The organism is Achromobacter sp. UBA5777, from assembly GCF_002418565.1.
Classification (GTDB): Bacteria; Pseudomonadota; Gammaproteobacteria; order Burkholderiales; family Burkholderiaceae_B; genus Achromobacter; species Achromobacter animicus.
In genome coordinates this window covers 33,224-52,664 of the sequence record NZ_DIEJ01000238.1, presented here as the reverse complement: position 1 = coordinate 52,664, position 19,441 = coordinate 33,224, and the positions used below count along the sequence as shown (strand labels likewise).

General features: G+C 63.8%; 16 protein-coding genes and 1 tRNA gene. 13 read left to right on the top strand and 4 right to left on the bottom strand.

The window, feature by feature from the left end; all coding sequences use genetic code 11:
* Positions 1 to 160 precede the first annotated feature (160 nt).
* From argC to erpA, 3 genes are all read left to right on the top strand, one after another.
* Positions 161 to 1,225, top strand: a complete 1,065-nt coding sequence (gene argC / locus B3446_RS19775; protein ID WP_191578195.1) for an N-acetyl-gamma-glutamyl-phosphate reductase — start codon at positions 161 to 163, stop codon at positions 1,223 to 1,225.
* A 42-nt stretch (positions 1,226 to 1,267) separates the two neighbouring features.
* Positions 1,268 to 2,017: a DUF6776 family protein gene (locus tag B3446_RS19770; RefSeq protein WP_175186499.1), complete on the top strand. Its 750-nt coding sequence runs from the start codon at positions 1,268 to 1,270 to the stop codon at positions 2,015 to 2,017.
* Between the two features lie 86 nt (positions 2,018 to 2,103).
* Positions 2,104 to 2,475, top strand: coding sequence for an iron-sulfur cluster insertion protein ErpA (gene erpA, locus B3446_RS19765; protein ID WP_063951957.1), 372 nt, complete (start codon positions 2,104 to 2,106; stop codon positions 2,473 to 2,475).
* 150 nt (positions 2,476 to 2,625) lie between these two features.
* On the opposite strand, the gene B3446_RS19760 is transcribed toward erpA, so the two are convergent.
* Positions 2,626 to 3,759: an anhydro-N-acetylmuramic acid kinase gene (locus tag B3446_RS19760; protein ID WP_291384314.1), complete on the bottom strand. Its 1,134-nt coding sequence runs from the start codon at positions 3,757 to 3,759 to the stop codon at positions 2,626 to 2,628.
* Positions 3,760 to 3,846: 87 nt separating this feature from the next.
* Positions 3,847 to 5,256 (bottom strand): M23 family metallopeptidase, encoded by a 1,410-nt coding sequence (locus tag B3446_RS19755; RefSeq protein ID WP_175139114.1) that lies wholly within the window; start codon positions 5,254 to 5,256, stop codon positions 3,847 to 3,849.
* A 256-nt stretch (positions 5,257 to 5,512) separates the two neighbouring features.
* On the opposite strand from B3446_RS19755, the gene tyrS reads away from it, so the two are divergent.
* From tyrS to nrdR, 4 genes are all read left to right on the top strand, one after another.
* Positions 5,513 to 6,742: a tyrosine--tRNA ligase gene (gene tyrS / locus B3446_RS19750; protein ID WP_291384310.1), complete on the top strand. Its 1,230-nt coding sequence runs from the start codon at positions 5,513 to 5,515 to the stop codon at positions 6,740 to 6,742.
* A gap of 71 nt (positions 6,743 to 6,813) precedes the next feature.
* Positions 6,814 to 7,467, top strand: a complete 654-nt coding sequence (locus B3446_RS19745) for a YbhB/YbcL family Raf kinase inhibitor-like protein (protein ID WP_175125462.1) — start codon at positions 6,814 to 6,816, stop codon at positions 7,465 to 7,467.
* Between the two features lie 282 nt (positions 7,468 to 7,749).
* Complete coding sequence (gene glyA / locus B3446_RS19740) at positions 7,750 to 9,000, top strand: serine hydroxymethyltransferase (protein WP_175139111.1); 1,251 nt, start codon at positions 7,750 to 7,752, stop codon at positions 8,998 to 9,000.
* Positions 9,001 to 9,223: 223 nt separating this feature from the next.
* Positions 9,224 to 9,703: a transcriptional regulator NrdR gene (nrdR, locus tag B3446_RS19735; protein WP_191578192.1), complete on the top strand. Its 480-nt coding sequence runs from the start codon at positions 9,224 to 9,226 to the stop codon at positions 9,701 to 9,703.
* A 49-nt stretch (positions 9,704 to 9,752) separates the two neighbouring features.
* Here nrdR and B3446_RS19730 read toward each other — a convergent pair whose 3' ends face one another.
* Positions 9,753 to 10,745 carry a GlxA family transcriptional regulator gene (locus B3446_RS19730; protein ID WP_291384306.1) on the bottom strand — a complete coding sequence of 331 codons (993 nt, stop codon included), beginning with the start codon at positions 10,743 to 10,745 and terminating at the stop codon, positions 9,753 to 9,755.
* A gap of 19 nt (positions 10,746 to 10,764) precedes the next feature.
* On the bottom strand, positions 10,765 to 11,328 hold the full coding sequence (locus tag B3446_RS19725; RefSeq protein WP_291384305.1) for a cysteine hydrolase family protein: 564 nt from the start codon (positions 11,326 to 11,328) through the stop codon (positions 10,765 to 10,767).
* A 213-nt stretch (positions 11,329 to 11,541) separates the two neighbouring features.
* Between B3446_RS19725 and ribD the strand changes: the two genes are divergently transcribed.
* The 6 genes from ribD to B3446_RS19695 all read left to right on the top strand — a co-directional run bounded on the left by ribD (position 11,542) and on the right by B3446_RS19695 (position 19,423).
* Positions 11,542 to 12,657 (top strand): bifunctional diaminohydroxyphosphoribosylaminopyrimidine deaminase/5-amino-6-(5-phosphoribosylamino)uracil reductase RibD, encoded by a 1,116-nt coding sequence (gene ribD / locus B3446_RS19720; protein ID WP_409558264.1) that lies wholly within the window; start codon positions 11,542 to 11,544, stop codon positions 12,655 to 12,657.
* A 743-nt stretch (positions 12,658 to 13,400) separates the two neighbouring features.
* Complete coding sequence (locus B3446_RS19715; RefSeq protein ID WP_370633001.1) at positions 13,401 to 15,317, top strand: PrkA family serine protein kinase; 1,917 nt, start codon at positions 13,401 to 13,403, stop codon at positions 15,315 to 15,317.
* A gap of 12 nt (positions 15,318 to 15,329) precedes the next feature.
* Positions 15,330 to 16,589, top strand: coding sequence for a YeaH/YhbH family protein (locus B3446_RS19710; protein ID WP_175125456.1), 1,260 nt, complete (start codon positions 15,330 to 15,332; stop codon positions 16,587 to 16,589).
* Positions 16,586 to 18,139 carry a SpoVR family protein gene (locus B3446_RS19705; protein WP_291384299.1) on the top strand — a complete coding sequence of 518 codons (1,554 nt, stop codon included), beginning with the start codon at positions 16,586 to 16,588 and terminating at the stop codon, positions 18,137 to 18,139. The genes B3446_RS19710 and B3446_RS19705 overlap by 4 nt, the downstream gene beginning before the upstream one ends.
* A 145-nt stretch (positions 18,140 to 18,284) precedes the next feature.
* Positions 18,285 to 18,375: transfer RNA gene (locus B3446_RS19700), tRNA-Ser, on the top strand.
* Positions 18,376 to 18,490: 115 nt separating this feature from the next.
* Positions 18,491 to 19,423 carry a LysR substrate-binding domain-containing protein gene (locus B3446_RS19695; RefSeq protein ID WP_291384297.1) on the top strand — a complete coding sequence of 311 codons (933 nt, stop codon included), beginning with the start codon at positions 18,491 to 18,493 and terminating at the stop codon, positions 19,421 to 19,423.
* Positions 19,424 to 19,441 lie beyond the last annotated feature (18 nt).

Genomic DNA, 19,441 nt, shown 5'->3' with positions numbered 1-19,441 from the left:
TGTTTTTGGGCCGGCAATGCGTCATCGCCAGCCCAGCGCGGAACTCCGCGCCACCCGCCCGGTCGGAAAAAAGGTTTGCAGTGCCAAATCCGGCACGCCGGTGCAATCCCCCGATTCCCGAGCGATACAATCGTCATTCGTTCTCCGAAGAGCATCCATCATGGCCCAAGCATCGAACACCCGCATCAAGGTTGGTATCGTCGGCGGCACCGGATATACCGGCGTCGAACTGCTGCGCTTGCTGTCGCAGCATCCCAACGTGGAACTGACTGCCATCACGTCCCGCAAGGAAGACGGCCTGCCCGTCGCCGACATGTATCCCAACCTGCGCGGCCGTGTGAAGCTTGCCTTCTCGGCGCCGGAAAAGGCCTCGTTGACCGACTGCGACGTCGTCTTCTTTGCCACGCCGCACGGCGTGGCCATGGCGCAGGCGCAAGAGCTCATCGCCGCCGGCACCCGCGTCATCGACCTGGCCGCCGACTTCCGCCTGCAGGACATCCCCACGTTCGAACGCTGGTACAAGATTCCCCATACCTGCCCGGACATCCTGGCCGAATCGCAGTACGGTCTGGTTGAACTGAACCGCGAAGCCATCTCCAAGGCGCGCGTCATCGGCAACCCCGGCTGCTACCCGACCACGGTGCTGCTGGGCCTGGCGCCGCTACTTGAAGGCGGCAAGGCGCTGGTCGATACGCAAACGCTGATCGCCGACTGCAAGTCGGGCGTGTCCGGCGCGGGCCGCAAAGCTGAAGTGGGCTCGTTGTTCTCCGAAGCCTCCGACAACTTCAAGGCCTACGGCGTGGCCGGCCATCGTCACCACCCCGAGATCTCCGCCCAGCTCGAAAAGCTGGCCGGCGGCAAGGTGGGCCTGACGTTCGTGCCGCATCTGGTGCCGATGATCCGCGGCATGTTCTCCACCATCTATGCCCGCATCAAGCCCGAAGCGCGCGACACCGATTTCCAGGCGCTGTTCGAGCAGCGCTATGCCGACGAACCCTTCGTGGACGTCATGCCCGCCGGCAGCCATCCCGAAACGCGTTCGGTGCGCGGCTCCAACAACCTGCGCATCGCGCTCAGCCGCCCGGACAATGGCGACCTGCTGATCGTCATGGTGGTGCAGGACAACCTGGTCAAGGGCGCCGCCGGCCAGGCGGTGCAGAACATGAACCTCATGTTCGGCATCTCCGAAACGGTCGGCCTCGACCAGGTCGCCATCCTGCCGTAAGGCCAGGGCGGCCCGCTCGGCGGGCCGCCAATAATGCTCTTTATGCCTGCAGATCCGTCAGTCAGTTCCCCGCCTCGCGCCCGTCATGGCGCCATCGTGCGCCTATGCGCGATGCTGCTGCTGGGCGTGCTGGCGGGTGGCGCCGCCGGGTTCTTTCATGCGCGGCACCTCTACCGTCCGCAGGACGCCGTGGTCATCAGCGTCCAGCAGGCCGAAGCCCAGGACGAGGCCATGCGACAGCAGGCCACGCAGCTGCGCTACATCCGCGGCCAACTCGATACCGCCGACGGCGAACTGGTCATCGAACGATCCGCCCGCCAAGAGCTCGAAACCCAACTCCACGCCGCGCAAGCCGAAGTCGGCCGCGTGCGCGACCAGCTTGCGTTCTATGAGCAACTGCTGCCGCCCGGTCCTGAAGGGTCTGTGGACATCCGCGGCGTGCAGATCGACCGCGAAGGCGGCGGTCTGCGCTACAAGGTGCTGCTGATGCGCAGCGGCCGCAATGGCGGAACGCCCTTCGCGGGTGCACTGCGCTTCCAGGCCACCGGGGTGCTCAAGGGCGAAACCGTCACCGTCGACCTCGCGCCCATGCAGGTCAAGGCCGAAACCGGTCCCGTTACAGCCACGGGCGAAAACCTGGCCGCCGCCTCGCTCGCCCTGCAGTTCGACCAATACCAGCGCAGCCAGGGCATCCTGGCCGTGCCCGAGGGATTTGTCCCCGAAAGTGTGACCGTCAGCGTCCTCGAGGGTGAAACCGTCCGCGCGTCGCGCAGTGTCAAACTGGAACTTTGAGTCTGGTCAAGCCCTGCGCTATAGTGACACCATACGAGCGGCGACGCCGCTCACTGAAATATGGCCGAATCGGCCAGGAGTGAACCATGAATGCAGTGACCGAAACCGTCGACCTTCAGGCCCCCCCGCCTGTTCCCCTGGTGTTCACCGACTCGGCTGCCGCCAAAGTGAAAGACCTGTTGGCCGAAGAAGGCAATCCCGAACTGAAGCTGCGTGTGTTCGTGCAGGGCGGCGGCTGTTCTGGCTTCCAGTACGGTTTCACGTTTGACGAAGTCGTCAACGAAGACGACACCGTGCTGGACAAGGACGGCGTGCAATTGCTCGTCGACCCGATGAGCTTCCAGTACCTGGTCGGCGCCGAGATCGACTACAAAGAAGACCTGGAAGGCGCGCAGTTCGTCATCCGCAATCCCAACGCCAGCACCACCTGCGGCTGCGGCTCCTCGTTCTCGGTGTAATCGCCAAGGCAGGAAAGAAAAAAGCCCTTCGGTTTTCCGAAGGGCTTTTTGCATTGGGGTGGCGCTTGACGCGCGGCGGGGGATGCGGCGCGTCCCTGCCGTGGGCTTGGCACGCCAAGCTTAGACCGCCGCCTGGGGCTGATGCGGAGCTCAAGCCGGATACAGCGCTCCAAGAATCCTCGGGCCACGTGCGCCGGTCACGCTGGGCAGGCCGGCCGGCTTGCCCATCATGAACGCATGCGCCAGCCACGCAAATGCCAAGGCCTCCACCTGCTGCGCCGGCACGCCAAGCGCATCGGTGGGGCGAACGGGGCGTTGCAGGCAATACGCCAGTTCCTGCATCAGGCCGGCGTTGTGCGCCCCGCCGCCGCACACAAAGACTTCCTGCGTCCCCGCGGCGGCCCGGTCGATCGCATCGGCAACCGTTCTGGCGGTCAGCCGCTGCAGCGTCGCCTGCACATCTTGAGGGGCGGGCGCGGCACCGTCGAACTCCGCCAGTCGGGCGTCCAGCCACTGCATGTTGAACAGGTCGCGGCCCGTGGACTTGGGGGGCGGCAAACCGAACCACGGCTCGCTGCCGATCAGTTGTTCGAGCAGGGGCGCCAGCACCTGCCCCGTTGCGGCCCAGCGGCCGCCGGCATCGTAAGGCCGGCCCAGGTGGCGCTGGCACCAGCCATCCAGCAGCACGTTGGCCGGACCGGTGTCAAAGCCGCGCGCTGGCTGCCCCGGCTCAAGCAATGTCACATTGGCAATGCCGCCCAGGTTCAGCACGGCGCGGCCGTGGCTGGCGCCGAAGATGGCGGCGTGAAACGGCGGCACCAGCGGCGCGCCTTGGCCGCCTGCGGCGACGTCGCGCGTACGGAAGTCGGCGATCACCGAAATTCCGGTCTGTTCCGCCAGCAGGGCAGGCGCGTTGAGCTGCAGCGTGTAGCCCAGGTCAGGTCGGTGCCGCACGGTCTGACCGTGTGCCCCAATGGCGCTGACATCGGCCGCGGCCACGCCGGCATCCGCAAGCAGCTTTGCCACGGCCTGGGCATACACGCGCGCCAGCGCATTGGCCGCGAGGGCGGCGCGGGCAAGCTCGTCGCCGCCGGAGACATTCAGCGCCAGCAGCTCTCGCCGCAGATTCTCAGGCATGGGCAGGCTGGCATTGGCCAATACCTGCGGCGGCCGGCCGTCCTCGAGGCGGGCCAGCACGCCGTCGACGCCATCAACGCTGGTGCCCGACATCAGGCCGATGTAGAGCGTGCGGCGGTCTTGCTGCAAGGGCAGGGTGGCATTCACGGGCGCCTCCAAATAAAAAAGGCGGCTGGGGCTTTTCGCCCCGCCGCCGCACCCGCTGCGCGCGGGCTTGTTTATTGCGGACCTGCCTTAGCGGCTGGCCACGTTGGTCAGCGCGTCGGGCAGCGTCTGCTGGAATTGCGTCAGCAACTGGATCTGCTGCTTGTAGGGGCCGACCGCCTGGTTGAACGCGCGGACTTCCGCGGGCTCGAGGGCGCGGGCCACGGGCAGGTCTACCGACAGCGGGTCGATAGGCTGGTTGTCGACGCGGAACTCGTAGTGCAGGTGAGGGCCGGTGGCCCAGCCGGTGGAGCCGACATAGCCCAGCAGTTGGCCTTGCGAAACCTTGGAGCCCTTGGTGACGCCTTCGGCGATGCGGCTCTGGTGCGCGTACAGCGTCGAATACTTGCCGTGATGCTTGACGATGACCACGTTGCCGTAGCCGTTCTGCCAGCCCGAGAATTCGACCGTGCCGTCCGCGGTAGAGTGGATCGGCGTGCCCGACGGCGCGGCGTAGTCGACGCCCTTGTGTCCCGTCCAGGTCTTGTGGATGGGGTGCATGCGCATGCCGAACGTCGAGCTGATTCGGCTGAACTTCAGGGCGGTGCGCAGGAATGCGCCGCGCAGGCTGGTGCCGTCGAAGTCGTAGTAGGAGCCCGACTTTTCGTCGGGGCTAAACCAGACGGCGTTGAAGGTCTTGCCGCCGTTGATGAATTCCAGGGCCAGCACGCGGCCGGCGCCGGCGTAGCGGCCGTCGTGCGAGCGCACTTCGTAGACCACGCGGAATTGATCGCCCTGGCGCAGATCGCGCAGGAAGTCGATCTTGGCGCTGAGGATGTCGGCCATCTGCATGGTGACCGAGTCCGGGATGCCGGCGGAGTCCGTGGCGCCGAACAGCGAAGACTTGATGGTGCCGACGGCGACGCGGGTCTGGCGTTCGGTGCTTTCGGTGACTTCCTCGGCCTTGTAGCTGTCGCCGGACGGGGCCACGTGCAGCATGCGCGTCACGACCTGGCCGTCGGTTTCGTTGCCGGGGGTGTGGATGTACCGCAGCCAGACCAGATTGCCCTGTTCGTCCGTGGCGGCCTGCACCGAGCGGCCCGGGTACAGCTTGTAGATGCTGCGGGCGCTGGCGTCGTGCGTCAGGAAGGATTGCAGGTTGGGGGCGTCGAGTTCCAGACGCTGCAGCACGGCCGACAGCGTGTCGCCCGGACGGATCCGGGTTTCGCTGATGTAAGGGGCGGCGCTGGGCGTGCTGACTTCGACTTGCTCGGCGGTCAGCGGCAGAATGCTCTGGATGACGCGCGAGGGGGGGAGTTCGGTGCGGTCGGGTTGCTGCACCATGCCGAGAGCGGCGGCGCCTGCGAACAGACCAATTGCGGTGACGAGAAGCGTGCGGCGGAAAAGTCCCGAGCGATGGGGCTTGGGCTCAACGGGCGCAAATACGGCAGCGACTTTGCGCTTGAGGCCACTCGCCAGTTCGTGGAGGCCACGAGTCATCGTGAAAATACCCTCTCAGGTGGCTTGAACTCTCAGGGTGCGGTACACGAACGGCCCTCGCGCGCCACGTTTCCGGGGCAAGGGCTGGCGCGGGGCGCATCTTGTGAACAAGGGATGGTAGAGCGAACGCACCTGCGTACATATGGCAGTTGCGTATGATTAGGCCGGTATCCTAGCCGATTCGGCTAGAATTTACGATAGTTTTCGTCACTTTTTACACCTTTTTGTCGGCTGAAGCCGCCTTGGGCCCCCTGTCATGTCACCCACCGAAGCCCCCATTACCCCCGAAGTCGAAGCGGATCTGCGTATAGCCAAGCGCGGCTGCGATGAACTGCTGGTCGAGTCCGAATTCGCCCGCAAGCTGGCCAAGAGCCGCGCCACCGGCGTGCCGCTGCGCATCAAGCTTGGCCTGGATCCGACCGCACCGGACATTCACCTGGGCCACACGGTGGTGCTGAACAAGATGCGCCAGCTGCAGGACCTGGGGCACAACGTCATCTTCCTGATCGGCGATTTCACCTCGACCATCGGCGACCCCAGCGGCCGCAACAGCACGCGCCCGCCGCTGACGCGCGAACAGATCGAGGCCAACGCCAAGACGTATTACGCGCAGGCCAGCCTGGTGCTGGATCCGGCCCGCACCGAGATCCGCTACAACTCCGAGTGGTGCGATCCCCTGGGCGCGCGCGGCATGATCCAGCTGGCATCGCGCTATACGGTCGCCCGCATGATGGAGCGCGAAGACTTCACCAAGCGCTTCAAGGGCGGCATCCCCATCTCGGTGCATGAATTCCTGTATCCGCTGATGCAGGGTTACGACTCGGTCGCGCTGAAGTCCGATCTGGAGCTGGGGGGCACCGATCAGAAGTTCAACCTGCTGGTGGGACGCGAGCTGCAAAAGGAATATGGACAGGAGCCGCAGTGCATCCTGACGATGCCGCTCCTGGTCGGGACGGACGGCGTAGAGAAGATGTCCAAGTCCAAGGGCAACTACATCGGCATTTCAGAGTCGCCGGATTCCATGTTCGGCAAGCTCATGTCGATCTCCGACACGCTGATGTGGCGCTACTTCGAGCTGCTTTCCTTCCGCTCACTGGAGGACATCGCCGCGCTCAAGCAGGAAATCGACGGCGGCCGTAATCCGCGCGACGCCAAGGTCATGCTGGCCCAGGAAATCATCGCGCGCTTCCATTCCGCCAAGGCGGCGGACGACGCGCTGGCCTCGTTTGAGGCACGGTTCCGCGACGGCGCCATGCCTGACGACATGCCCGAAGTCCACATCGGCGGCGCGCCAGTGGGCATCCTGAAGCTGTTGCGTGAAGCTGGGCTGGTCGCTTCCGGCTCGGAAGCGCAGCGCAACGTCGAGCAAGGCGGCGTGCGCGTCAACGGCGATCGCGTGGAAGACAAATCGTTGCAATTGCCGGCCGGGACTTACGTCGTTCAGGTGGGCAAGCGCAAGTTTGCGCGTGTTAACTTGAACCCGTAAATGCGAAGTTTTGATACGCTCAGGGTACATACAAACGCCTGGCGCCTTTGCGGCATTTAAAGGAGCACGACATGGAACTTTCGAGTTTGTCTTTTTCCGATCACGAGTCGATTCCCGAACGCTACGCTTTCGGCAAGATCGATGCGCAATCGCACGTCGCGCTGGCAGACAACTGCAACCCGCAATTCTCCTGGGACGACGTCCCCGCGGGCACGCAGTCGTTTGCACTGATCTGCCATGATCCCGATGTGCCCTCGCGTCCTGACGACGTCAACCAGGAAGGCCGCGAAGTCCCCGCCGACCTCGCCCGCGTCGACTTTTTCCATTGGGTGCTGGTCGACCTGCCGGCCGACCTGCGCGAGATCGACGAAGGCGCGTTTTCCAACGGCATCACGCCGCGCGGCAAGGGCGGCCCGTTGGCCCCCATGGATGCGCGCCAAGGCATCAATTCCTACTCGTCGTGGTTCGCCAATGACCACGACATGAGCGGCGAGTACTTCGGCTACGACGGCCCGTGCCCGCCCTGGAACGATGCCCTGGTCCATCGCTACATCTTCACGCTGTACGCGCTGGACGTGCCCAGCCTGAACCTGCAAGGCTCTTTCAATGGCGAAGACGCGCTGCGGGCCATTCAGAAGCATGTGCTGGCGCAAGCGTCGCTGACCGGCACCTATACGCTCAATCCGGCGCTGGCGCCCAAGCAAATCGGGGCCACGTCGGCCTGATCGACACCGCCATGTACGCAGGGCCGCCAAGCGCGGCCCTTTTTATTGCCGCTGCCCTTTGCATGAATCTTTCTCAAGTCGTCATGAGAGCCGTTTCCCGGCCCGCGGCGATGCCGTGGTTTTCGCGCCCGTCCGCCGGAATTTGGCCCGGTTCCGGCCGTTTTGAGCGCAAATGATCCCGCGTGACGGGGTAAACTACTCAGCATTCTGCGGGTTTACCCACCCGACGCTGTTTTCATTTTTGCCGTTTCTCCTCATTTACCGCCTCAGGAAACCCCCGTCATGTTTGACCGCAACCTCACCTTGTCCAAGGCTGACCCGGACGTTTGGGCCGCCATCCAGAAGGAAGATCAGCGCCAAGAGCAGCACATCGAGCTGATCGCTTCGGAGAACTACGCCAGCCCGGCCGTCATGGAAGCGCAAGGCACGCAGCTCACGAACAAGTACGCCGAAGGCTACCCGGGCAAGCGCTACTACGGTGGTTGCGAATACGTGGACGTGGTCGAGCAACTGGCTATCGACCGCCTGAAGCAGATCTTCGGCGCCGAGGCCGCCAACGTGCAGCCCAACTCCGGCTCGCAGGCGAACCAGGGCGTGTACATGGCCGTGCTCAAGCCGGGCGACACCGTGCTGGGCATGAGCCTGGCCGAAGGCGGTCACCTGACGCACGGCGCGTCGGTCAACGCGTCGGGCAAGCTGTACAACTTCATCTCGTACGGCCTGGATGAAAACGAAGTCCTGAACTACGAGCAGGTCGAACAGCTGGCCAAGGAACACAAGCCCAAGCTGATCGTGGCAGGCGCATCGGCCTATGCCCTGCATATCGACTTCGAACGCATGGCCCGCATCGCTCGTGAGAACGGCGCGCTGTTCATGGTGGACATCGCCCACTACGCGGGTCTGGTCGCCGGCGGCGCCTACCCCAACCCGGTTCCGCACGCCGACTTCGTCACCTCGACCACGCACAAGTCGCTGCGCGGCCCGCGCGGCGGCGTCATCATGATGAAGGCCGAGCACGAGAAGATCATCAACTCGGCGATCTTCCCCGGCATCCAGGGCGGTCCGCTGATGCACGTCATCGCCGGCAAGGCCGTGGCCTTCAAGGAAGCGCTGGAACCCTCGTTCAAGGACTACGCGCAGCAAGTGGTCAAGAACGCCAAGGTGCTGGCCGACACGCTGGTCAAGCGTGGCCTGCGCATCGTCTCGGGTCGTACCGAAAGCCACGTCATGCTGGTGGACCTGCGTTCCAAGGGCATCACGGGCAAGGAAGCCGAAGCGGTGCTGGGCCAGGCCCACATCACGGTCAACAAGAACGCCATCCCGAACGACCCGGAAAAGCCCTTCGTGACCAGCGGCATCCGCCTGGGCACGCCGGCCATGACCACCCGCGGTTTCACCGAAGCCGATGCCGAGCTGACCGCCAACCTGATCGCCGACGTGCTCGACAACCCGCGCGACGAAGCGAACATCGCCGCCGTGCGCGCCAAGGTCAATGAACTGACCTCGCGTCTGCCGGTGTACGGCAAGAAGTAAGCAGGTGCCCCGGACGCGGCCTGGCCGCTTCCGGGCAGATTCATACCAAGGGACGGCGCCGAAGGGTGCCGTCCCTTGATCTTTATGGGCGGGCAGGCGTTGGCATCTGCCGCACGATGAGCCGATGTCGCGGCGGCGTCGGATTCGTCCCTAATGCCGCTTTGCATCATGCCGTCGTTACAATATGCTCAATTTTTGCCTTCAGCGCCTTTAGGGATCACACATGCGGTGTCCATTTTGCGGCAATGCCGAAACGCAGGTCGTCGACAGCCGGGTCTCCGAAGAGGGCGACGCCATTCGCCGTCGCCGCCGTTGCCTGTCCTGTGACAAGCGGTTCACCACCTATGAACGGGTGGAGCTCGCCATGCCTTCGATCGTCAAGCGCAATGGCAGCCGCAGCGAATACGATCCGGCCAAGCTGCGCGCCAGCCTGAGCCTGGCCCTGCGCAAACGCCCCGTCAGCACGGAAGACGTGGATGCGGCCGTCGCGCGCATCGAGGAACAGCTGCTGGCCAGCGGCCAGCGTGAAGTACCGTCCGAGCACATCGGCGAATTGGTCATGACCGAACTGCGCAAGCTCGACAAGGTGGCCTACGTGCGCTTTGCCTCGGTCTACAAGAGCTTCGAGGACATCGGCGAGTTCGTCGAGGCGATCCGCGAGATGCAGGGGCCGCTGCTGCCCGGCAAGCTGCGCAAGGACTAGCGCTGCACGGCGCGGCCTGACTGACAATGAACGGCGCCTGGGGCGCCGTTCATTGCATTGGCGTCCCGAGCAGGGCATCTCCAGGCGTGAACTCCCCGCGCATCAGGCTCGGCGTCAGCGGCTGAAACTTGCGCCATACCCGGCGCATGTGTTGCGCCGACCCGAATCCGGACTTTTCCGCCACGCGCTCCAGGTCCAGCCGGGTGTCGCGCAACAAGTCGCGCGCCAGCGCCACGCGGATCTGATACAGATAGTCCATCGGCGTGCAGCCGGCGTGTTCACGAAAGAGGCGCGTCAGATGCCGGGCGCTGGTGTGCGCCTGATCCGCCAGCGACTGGGCCGACCAGGGCGCGGCCGGATCGCGGATGACGGCATCCTGGACCCGGTGCACGCCCGGGTGCATATGGCTGCGATGGTCCAGCCAGGGCGACAACGCGGAATCCGAGCCCGCCCGGCGCTGGTAGACGACCATGTCGCGCGCCGCCTCGCTGGCCGCACGTGGGCCGCAATGGCGCGACACCATGTGCAAGGCCAGATCGATCCCGGCCGTAATGCCCGCGCTGCTGACCAGGTTGCCGTCCTCGACGAAGATGCGGTTGTCCAGCACGCGGGCGGTGGGATCCAGCGCGGCAAGCTGTTCCAGACAGGTGTGATGCGTGGTGCACTCACGCTGCCGCGTCAGGCCGGCTGCGGCCGCGAACAGCGCGCCCGCGCACACCGTCATCAAGGTGAAGCCGTCGGCCGGATGGCGAACCGCCAGCCAGTCGACGATGGCGCGCGCATCGTCGTCGTCCAGGCGCGTGTGTTTGCCCACCACGCCCGAGATGATGACCAGCGCGTTGCCGGGCACGGCCGCCGGCAGCGGTTGCACGTGCGCCAGGTGCAGGCCCGGAATGCCGCTTTCGACGTCGCGGGAAGGGCCGCAGAAATGCTGCGCGAACGTGCCCGGACACAGCTTGTTGGCCACGCGAAAGGCTTCCGCCGGACCCGCCAGGTCCAGCAGGACGATGCCCCGCGGCACCACGAAATACACCGGGATCATCTGCGCTTCCCGCCGGTCGCTACGCCGCCAGCGCGTCGGCAGCGCGAACGATGCGGGCGAAGCGGCCCTGTAGAACCAGCTCGGTCCGGTCGCGGATCTCGGCCGGGGTGTAGTGCCTGCCGGACGGGCTTTGCATGGCAAAGGTCAGCGTGGCGTCGGTGGGAAACACCACCTTGAAGCCGGCGTCGCTGGCATGGCGCGACGTCGTTTCGCAGCATTGTTCCGTGCGGATACCGGCCACGATGATGCCTTCGACGCCGTGCTTGAGCAGCCAATCGTGCAGCGAGGCGCCATTCTCGTCTTTGGCGTACAGCGACGAATGCACCGTCTTGTGAAACACCGCCGTGGGCGAAATTCGCACTTCCTTGAGCGTCCTGACGTGGCCGGAGGCGAGCGAAAACGGATTGGCGGGGTCGTCGGAGGGGCTGGTGTGGAATACCTGCAGGACCGGAATGTCCTTTTCGGCGGCGGCGTCGATCAGCGGCTGGATCTGCGAAATGAACGCCGGATACTCCGATTCGTCCCAAAACGGACGTTGGCGAAAGGATTCCTGGACGTCGATGACGATAAGTGCCTGTTTCATTTCCGGGCCTCCTAGCCATGGATTCGTGGGGGTGACGCCATTTTTACTCCCGATTGGCCGGATCCGCGAGCGCGTTCCAAGACGGCCGGCGGCCCAAAACGGACATGGCGGGCTGGCAGCCGGAATGCGCACGGGGCGCGCGGTAGATCCGTGCGCGGCGGACATACAATCCTCGGCATGGACATTACCCGCGACTCCGACGATCTCTTCTGGATGCGACGCGCCCTGGCGCTGGCGCACACCGTCATGTTCACCACCGCGCCCAATCCCCGGGTCGGCTGCGTGATCGTGCGTGACGGCCGCGTGCTGGGCGAAGGCGCGACACAGCCGCCCGGCGGTCCGCACGCCGAAATCTGCGCGCTGCGCGACGCGCAAGCGCGCGGCGAGACGGTCGCCGGTTCCACGCTGTACGTCACGCTGGAGCCGTGCAGCCACTTTGGCCGCACGCCGCCATGCGTCGATGCGGTGCTGGCGGCGCGGCCGGCGCGCGTGGTGGTCGCCATGGGTGATCCGAATCCGCTCGTCAACGGGCAGGGGCTGGCGCGGCTGCGCGAAGCGGGTATCGCGGTGACCACCGGCGTCTGCCGCGAAGAGGCGCTGGCGGTGAACGCTGGCTTCATCTCGCGCATGAGCCGAGGCCTGCCGTGGGTGTGGATGAAGATGGCGGCGTCGCTGGACGGCCGCAGCGCGCTGCATAACGGCATGTCGCAATGGATCACCGGACCGGAAGCGCGGGCGGACGGACACCGCTGGCGGGCGCGCAGCTGCGTCGTGCTGACCGGCATGGGCACCGTGCTCAAGGACGATCCGCAACTGAACGTGCGCGACGTCGATACGCCGCGCCAGCCGCGCAAGGCTGTGGTGGACGGACATTTCCAGATCCCGGAAACCGCGCGGTTGTTCGATGGCGCAGAAGTCATCGTGTTCACCGCGCGCGAAGATGCCGCGAAGGCAGCGCGCCTGGCCGGCAAGAATGCTCGCGTGGTGTGTTTGCCGGGCACGGAGCCTGGCCGCGTCGATCTGCTCGATATGATGCGCTGGATGGCCGAGCAGCAGTTCAATGAGGTTCACGTCGAGGCAGGCGCGGGCTTGAGCGGTGCGCTGGTGTCGGCTGGCTGCGTTGACGAACTGCTGTTGTATCTGGCGCCTGTGCTGCTGGGCGACGCGGCGGGCATGGTGCGCTTGCCGATACTCGAACACCTGGACGCCGCGCGGCGCTACGAATTTACCGATACCAAGCGCGTAGGCGCCGATCTGTGCGTGCGCGCGCGCGTGGCAGGCACGTGGCGGCAGTTGATGGAAAGCGTGGCGTTGCCCACGTTGTCGTAACGGATTTGCTGTTAGCACTCCGCGCGTTCGGCTGCCAATGGTTTGAAGGCCGCGCGCAGCCTGCGTCTGCACGATGCACCTTCTCGATGCGAGGAGATCGGCATGCGCGATGGGCGTGCGCCGCAAAGCGCACGAAGGCGTTTCGCGTGATTACGCGAGTAAATATTCGCGCAAAATGAATTGCCACAAAAGAGTCACGGGCTTAGCATAAGCGGCATGACTTGGCGCTACGCGCTCACGGACCACCCGCACAGCCGCCGCGCGCCCTCGTCACCACGGATTCCCGTGCCGCGAATCGGCGCAGTTCAACACCGACCGGCACGCCACTGAACGAAGTCGCCCAGCGCCGTTCAGCCCGTTCGCTGCGATCGCATGGCGAACGCTCCGGGTTTATCCCGGGCCAACAAGAATCCATCGGATATCGCTCATTCCGTCGTTTCGTTGCCGACCATTTCATGTGCGGTTGCGTCAGGCACGCTATATGCGGGTCTATGCTCGAGACGACGAGTTAACTTGCTCACGTTAGTTGCAATCCCTGACGGAACTAGTGCGAAAGGGGTGCAGCCTAAACACAAAGGGTCCGATCGTGCTTATGGTTGATGTGTGGCGAAAGCAACATAACAACTTGCCGAAAGCGCCAACCGCGAAGTTGTTTAGTAATTCGCAGACGCTGATGCACAATGGGCATGTAGGGACGTATTGAATTTTTCGCGTGTTGTATGTAGGAGGTTTCCGTGCAAAACATCGTCGAAGGCTTCAAGTCGCAGTATGCAAGAGAGCAGGAGTCAGAGCTCTCACTCGAGGAGTATCTGAGCCTCGCCAAGCGCGATCCCATGGCCTACGCCAGCCCCGCTGAGCGCATGCTGGCCGCGATCGGCGAACCTGAAATCGTGGATACGCGCAACGACCCACGTCTTTCCCGTTTGTTTTCCAACCGGACCATCCGGCGCTATCCCGCGTTCCAGGAGTTCTACGGCATGGAGGACGTGATCGGACAGATCGTCGCGTTCTTCAAACACGCTGCGCAGGGACTGGAAGAGCGTAAGCAAATTCTCTATCTGCTGGGACCGGTGGGCGGCGGCAAGTCGTCCATTGCGGAACGGCTAAAGGCGCTGATGGAAAGTTTTCCCATCTACGCGTTGAAGGGATCGCCGGTAAACGAATCGCCGCTTGGGCTGTTCCATCCTGAACGGTTCGGCGACACGCTCGAAAAGGAATACGGCATCCCGAAGCGCTACCTGACCGGCATCATGTCGCCGTGGGCAGTCAAGCGCCTGAAGGAATTCGACGGCGACATCTCGAAGTTCCGTGTCGTGCGCCTGAATCCGTCGGTGCTGCGCCAGATCGCCATCGCCAAGACCGAACCGGGCGACGAAAACAACCAGGACATTTCGTCGCTGGTGGGCAAGGTTGATATCCGCAAGCTCGACCGCCATTCGCAGGACGACCCGGACGCGTACAGCTATTCCGGCGGTCTGTGCCTGGCGAACCAGGGGTTGCTTGAGTTCGTGGAAATGTTCAAGGCCCCGATCAAGATGCTGCATCCGCTGTTGACGGCCACCCAGGAAGGCAACTTCAAGGGCACGGAAGGCTTCTCGGCCATCCCGTTCAACGGCACGATCCTGGCCCACTCGAACGAATCGGAATGGCAGACCTTCCGCAACAACAAGCACAACGAGGCGTTCCTTGACCGTATCTATATCGTCAAGGTGCCTTACTGCTTGCAGGTGTCCGAAGAGGTCCGCATCTACGAAAAACTGCTGCATCACAGCTCGCTGTCCGAAGCGCCGTGCGCGCCCGGAACGCTGGACATGATGGCGCAGTTCTCGGTGCTGACGCGCCTGAAGGAACCCGAGAATTCCAGCATCTATTCCAAGCTGCGGGTCTACGATGGCGAAAGCCTGAAGGACGTCGATCCCAAGGCCAAGGCGCTGCAGGAATACAAGGACTACGCGGGCACCGACGAAGGCATGACCGGCGTCTCAACGCGTTTCGCGTACAAGATCCTGTCCAGCGTCTTCAACTACGACCAGACTGAAGTGGCCGCCAATCCCGTGCACCTGATGTACGTGCTGGAGCAGCGCATCGGCCGCGAAGACTATCCCGACGAGATCCGCCGGCGCTATCTGGAGTTCATCAAGGGCTTCCTGGCGCCGCGCTATGCGGAGTTCATCGGCAAGGAGATCCAGACCGCCTACCTGGAGTCGTACTCCGAATACGGCCAGAACATCTTCGACCGCTACGTGACGTTTGCCGACTGCTGGATCCAGGACGAAGAGTTCCGCGATCCTGAAACCGGCGAAAGCTTCGACCGCAGCGCGCTGAACGATGAGCTGGAAAAGATCGAGAAGCCCGCAGGCATTGCGAATCCGAAGGACTTCCGTAACGAGATCGTGAACTTCGTGCTGCGGGCGCGCGCCAACAACAGCGGCCGCAATCCGAACTGGACCAGCTATGAAAAGCTGCGCGAAGTGATCGAGAAGAAGATGTTCTCGAACACGGAAGACCTGCTGCCGGTGATTTCGTTCAACGCCAAGGCCTCGGCCGAGGACAAGACGAAACACCAGAGCTTCGTCGACCGGATGGTGGAGAAGGGCTACACGGAAAAGCAGGTCAGGCTGCTGTGCGAGTGGTATCTCCGTGTGAGGAAGTCTTCCTGAGCGAGGTGAATCATGAATTCACTGATCGATCGCCGTCTTAACGGTCGCAACAAGAGCGCCGTTAACCGGGAACGCTTTCTGCGGCGTTACAAGGATCAGATCCGCAAGGCGGTACACGGGATGATCCGTGACCGCTCGATCCAGGACATGGATCAAGGCGGCGAGATCAACCTGCCCGCCCGCGATATTTCCGAGCCGACGTTCCGGCACGGCGCGGGCGGCGACCGCGAAATGGTGCATCCGGGCAACCGCGAATTCGCCAAGGGCGACACCTTCGACCGGCCGCAGGGCGGGCAGGGCGAGGGCGGCTCCGAGCCGGGTGAAGGTGAATCGGTGGACCAGTTCACCTTCAGCCTCTCGCGCGCCGAATTCCTGAACCTCTTTTTCGAGGATCTGGAACTGCCGCACCTGGCGCGCAACCAGCTTGGCGAAGTCAGCCAGAAGAAGTGGCAGCGCGCCGGTTACACCACCACCGGCTCGCCCAGCACGCTGAGCATCAGCCGCACGCTGAAGTCGTCGCTGGCGCGTCGCGTGTCGCTGGGCGTGAAGGCGCGCGCTGACCTGCGCGATGCCGAGGACGCGCTCGAAGAGGCTAAGGCTGCGGGGGTGTCGCAGGCTCGAATCCGCGAGCTGGAACAGGAGGTCGAGGATTGCCGCGAGCGTCTGGCGCGCGTGCCGTTCCTGGACGACCTGGATCTGCGCTATCGCAACCGCGTGTCGGTCGCCATCCCCATGGCGCGCGCCGTCATGTTCTGCCTGATGGACGTATCCGGCTCCATGGACGAGGGCAAAAAGGATCTGGCCAAACGCTTCTTCACGCTGCTCTACCTGTTCCTGTCGCGCAAGTACGAGCACGTCGATCTGGTGTTCATCCGCCACACCGACAACGCCGAGGAAGTGGACGAGCACACGTTCTTCTACGACCCCAAGAGCGGCGGCACGATCGTGTTGTCGGCATTGGAGCTGATGCGCGAGATCCTGGAAAAGCGCTATCCGCCGTCCGCGTGGAACGTCTATGCGGCGCAGGCCAGCGACGGCGACTCGTTTGGCGCCGATGCGGGCAAGAGTGCGCGATTCCTGGCCGAGCATCTGCTGCCTTCGTCGCGCTACTTTGCCTACATCGAAATCCCCGACTCGCAGGAAGCCCGCAAGAGCAGTCTGTGGGCCGAGTATGAACAGAAACTGGAACCGCACTTCGTCATGCGGCGCATCTGCGACCGCGGGGAGATCTTCCCCGTGTTCCACGACCTGTTCAAGAAGGAGACCGCATGAACGCCAACATGGGTGCGCTCGTGGAGCCGGGATCGGACGGCGGTGTCCGGCCGATCTCGCAGGGTTCCGAATGGACGTTCGAACTGATCCAGACCTATGACGACGCGATCTCGCAGATTGCGCGCGAGTACGGCCTGGACACCTATCCGAACCAGATCGAGGTCATCACCTCGGAACAGATGCTGGACGCGTACGCGTCGGCGGGTTTGCCCATTGGCTACCCGCATTGGTCGTACGGCAAGGAATTCATCCGCAACGAGCAGTACTACCGCCGCGGCATGCAGGGGCTGGCGTACGAAATCGTCATCAATTCCAACCCGTGCATTTCTTACCTCATGGAAGAGAATTCCATGCCGATGCAGGCGCTCGTGATCGCGCATGCCTGCTACGGGCACAATTCCTTCTTCAAGGGCAACTACCTTTTCCGACAATGGACAGACGCCGACGGCGTGCTGGATTACCTGGTGTTCGCGCGCAAGTACGTGATGGCGTGCGAAGACCGCTACGGCATCGACGCCGTGGAGTCGCTGCTGGATTCGTGCCATGCGCTGTCGCATCACGGCGTGGACCGCTACAAGCGCCCGACGCCGGTCTCCTTCAAGGAAGAGGCCACCCGTCAGGCTGAGCGCGAGGAACACGCGCGCCTGCAGTACAACGACTTGTGGCGCACGTTGCCGCGCATCGAAGCAGACAAGGACACGCGCGTCGCGGCGTCCGTGTTTCCGCCCGAGCCCGAGGAAAACCTGCTGTACTTCATCGAGAAGTACTCGCCCAAGCTGGCCCCCTGGCAGAAGGAGCTGGTGCGCATCGTCCGCAAGGTCGCGCAGTATTTCTATCCGCAGACCCAGACCAAGGTCATGAACGAGGGCTGGGCGACGTTCTGGCACTACACCATCCTGAACCGCCTGCACGAGAAGGGCCTGGTGAACGATGGCTTCATGATGGAGTTCCTGCAAAGCCATACCAACGTCGTCAGCCAGCGCGGCTTTGACGAGCGCGGCTATGGCGGCATCAACCCGTACGCGCTGGGCTTTGCGATGATGTCTGACATCCGCCGCATCTGCGAATCGCCCACGCCCGAAGACCGCCGCTGGTTCCCCGACATCGCGGGCGGCGATTGGTTGAAGACGCTGGACTTCGCCATGCGCAACTTCAAGGACGAGTCCTACATTTCGCAGTATCTGTCCCCGCGCCTCATTCGCGAATTCCGTTTCTTCGCGATCTCGGACCACCAGGCCAACCCCAAGCTGGAAGTGGCCGCGATCCACGACGACGAGGGCTACCGCGACATCCGGCGCTTGCTCGCCGCGCAGCATAACCGCGACAACCTGGTGCCCGACATCCAGGTTGTTCGCTTCAATCGCGACACCGACCGCTCGCTGGTGCTGCGCCACTTGAAGAGCCGCGGCCGGCCGTTGGCCGGTGAAGATGCCGAACAGGTCATGAAGCACCTGGCACGTCTGTGGGGATTCCGCGTCCGGCTGGAAGAAACCGAACCGGACGGCACGATCAGCTCCTACCGGGAGCAGGACCCGCCCGCGTCGAAGTAATGGCGCCGGCAGGGGAAGGGACGCGCGTAGTGCGTCCCTTTTTGTTTGCCCGCTTGCTGTGCTGTCGCCGATTCTGCTAGAATCGCGGATTCGCATTTTCAGCAGCGTCTTTCATCAGCACCGAAAGGCCCCTGGAAGTGCAGTAGGACAGGTGGCCGAGTGGTTGAAGGCGCACGCCTGGAAAGCGTGTATACGTCAAAAGCGTATCGGGGGTTCGAATCCCCCTCTGTCCGCCAGGAATACTGGCAAGGCCGCCAAGCCTCAAAAAAGCGGCCAAGCCCCAAAAAGCCCCGATTTCCCAGAAATCGGGGCTTTTTGCATTTCCGGGAATCGTTACGGTACGCTCGTCCCATGACTTTCGACCTGCCGATCCGATCATCCGCGCCTCGCCTGGATCTCTACAGCCTGCAGGTCTTTGTGGCCGTGGTTGAAGAGGGCAGCATTGCCGCGGCCGCCGCGCGTGAGCACATTGCCCCCTCGGCGCTGAGCAAGCGGCTGTCGGAGCTGGAGCGCATCCTGGATGTGGTGCTGATCACGCGGCATGCTCGAGGGGTGGCGGCGACGGGCGCTGGCCATGCGTTGGCGCGGCATGCGCGGGCGCTGCTGCATCAGGCGCGCGGCCTCACCGACGAGATCCGCGATTTTTCATCGGGCGTGCGCGGGCATGTGCGCATTGCGGCCAACCTGTCTTCCATCACGCAGTTCCTGCCCCAGGATCTGCGGCGCTTTTTGGATCTGCACCCCGGCGTGCAGATCGATCTGGAGGAGAACGTCAGTTCCGCGGTGACGCGCGCGGTGCAGCAGAACATGAGCGATATCGGTATCTATACCCAGACCGACGACGACAGCGGGCTGCAGAGTTTTCCGTATCGGCGCGATGTGATGACGCTGTTGGCCAACCGGTCTCATCCGCTGGCCGCGCGGGAGCGTGTGGCGTTTGCCGACACGCTGGAGTACGACCACGTCGGCATGCACAGGGGCAGCGCGGCGAACTACCTGTTCACGCGCGAGGCGGCAGCCATCAATCGGACGGTGCGGCTGCGGTTCCAGGTCACGTCATACGACGCGCTGGTGTCGATGGTGCGCTGCGAGCTGGGTATCGGGATTGTGCCGGTGGAGGCGCTGTCCCTCTTCGATTGCGGCGATCTAAGGATTATCCCTTTGACGGACGCGTGGGCGCGTCGCCAGCTCAAGTTGTGCGTGCGCAGCAATGAGCCCCTGTCCGGCGCTGCCCGGTTGCTGATGGAGCACCTGCTGCAAGAGGCCGCCGCCTCCGGCAGTTGAGGCAGGTCTTTCGGGATT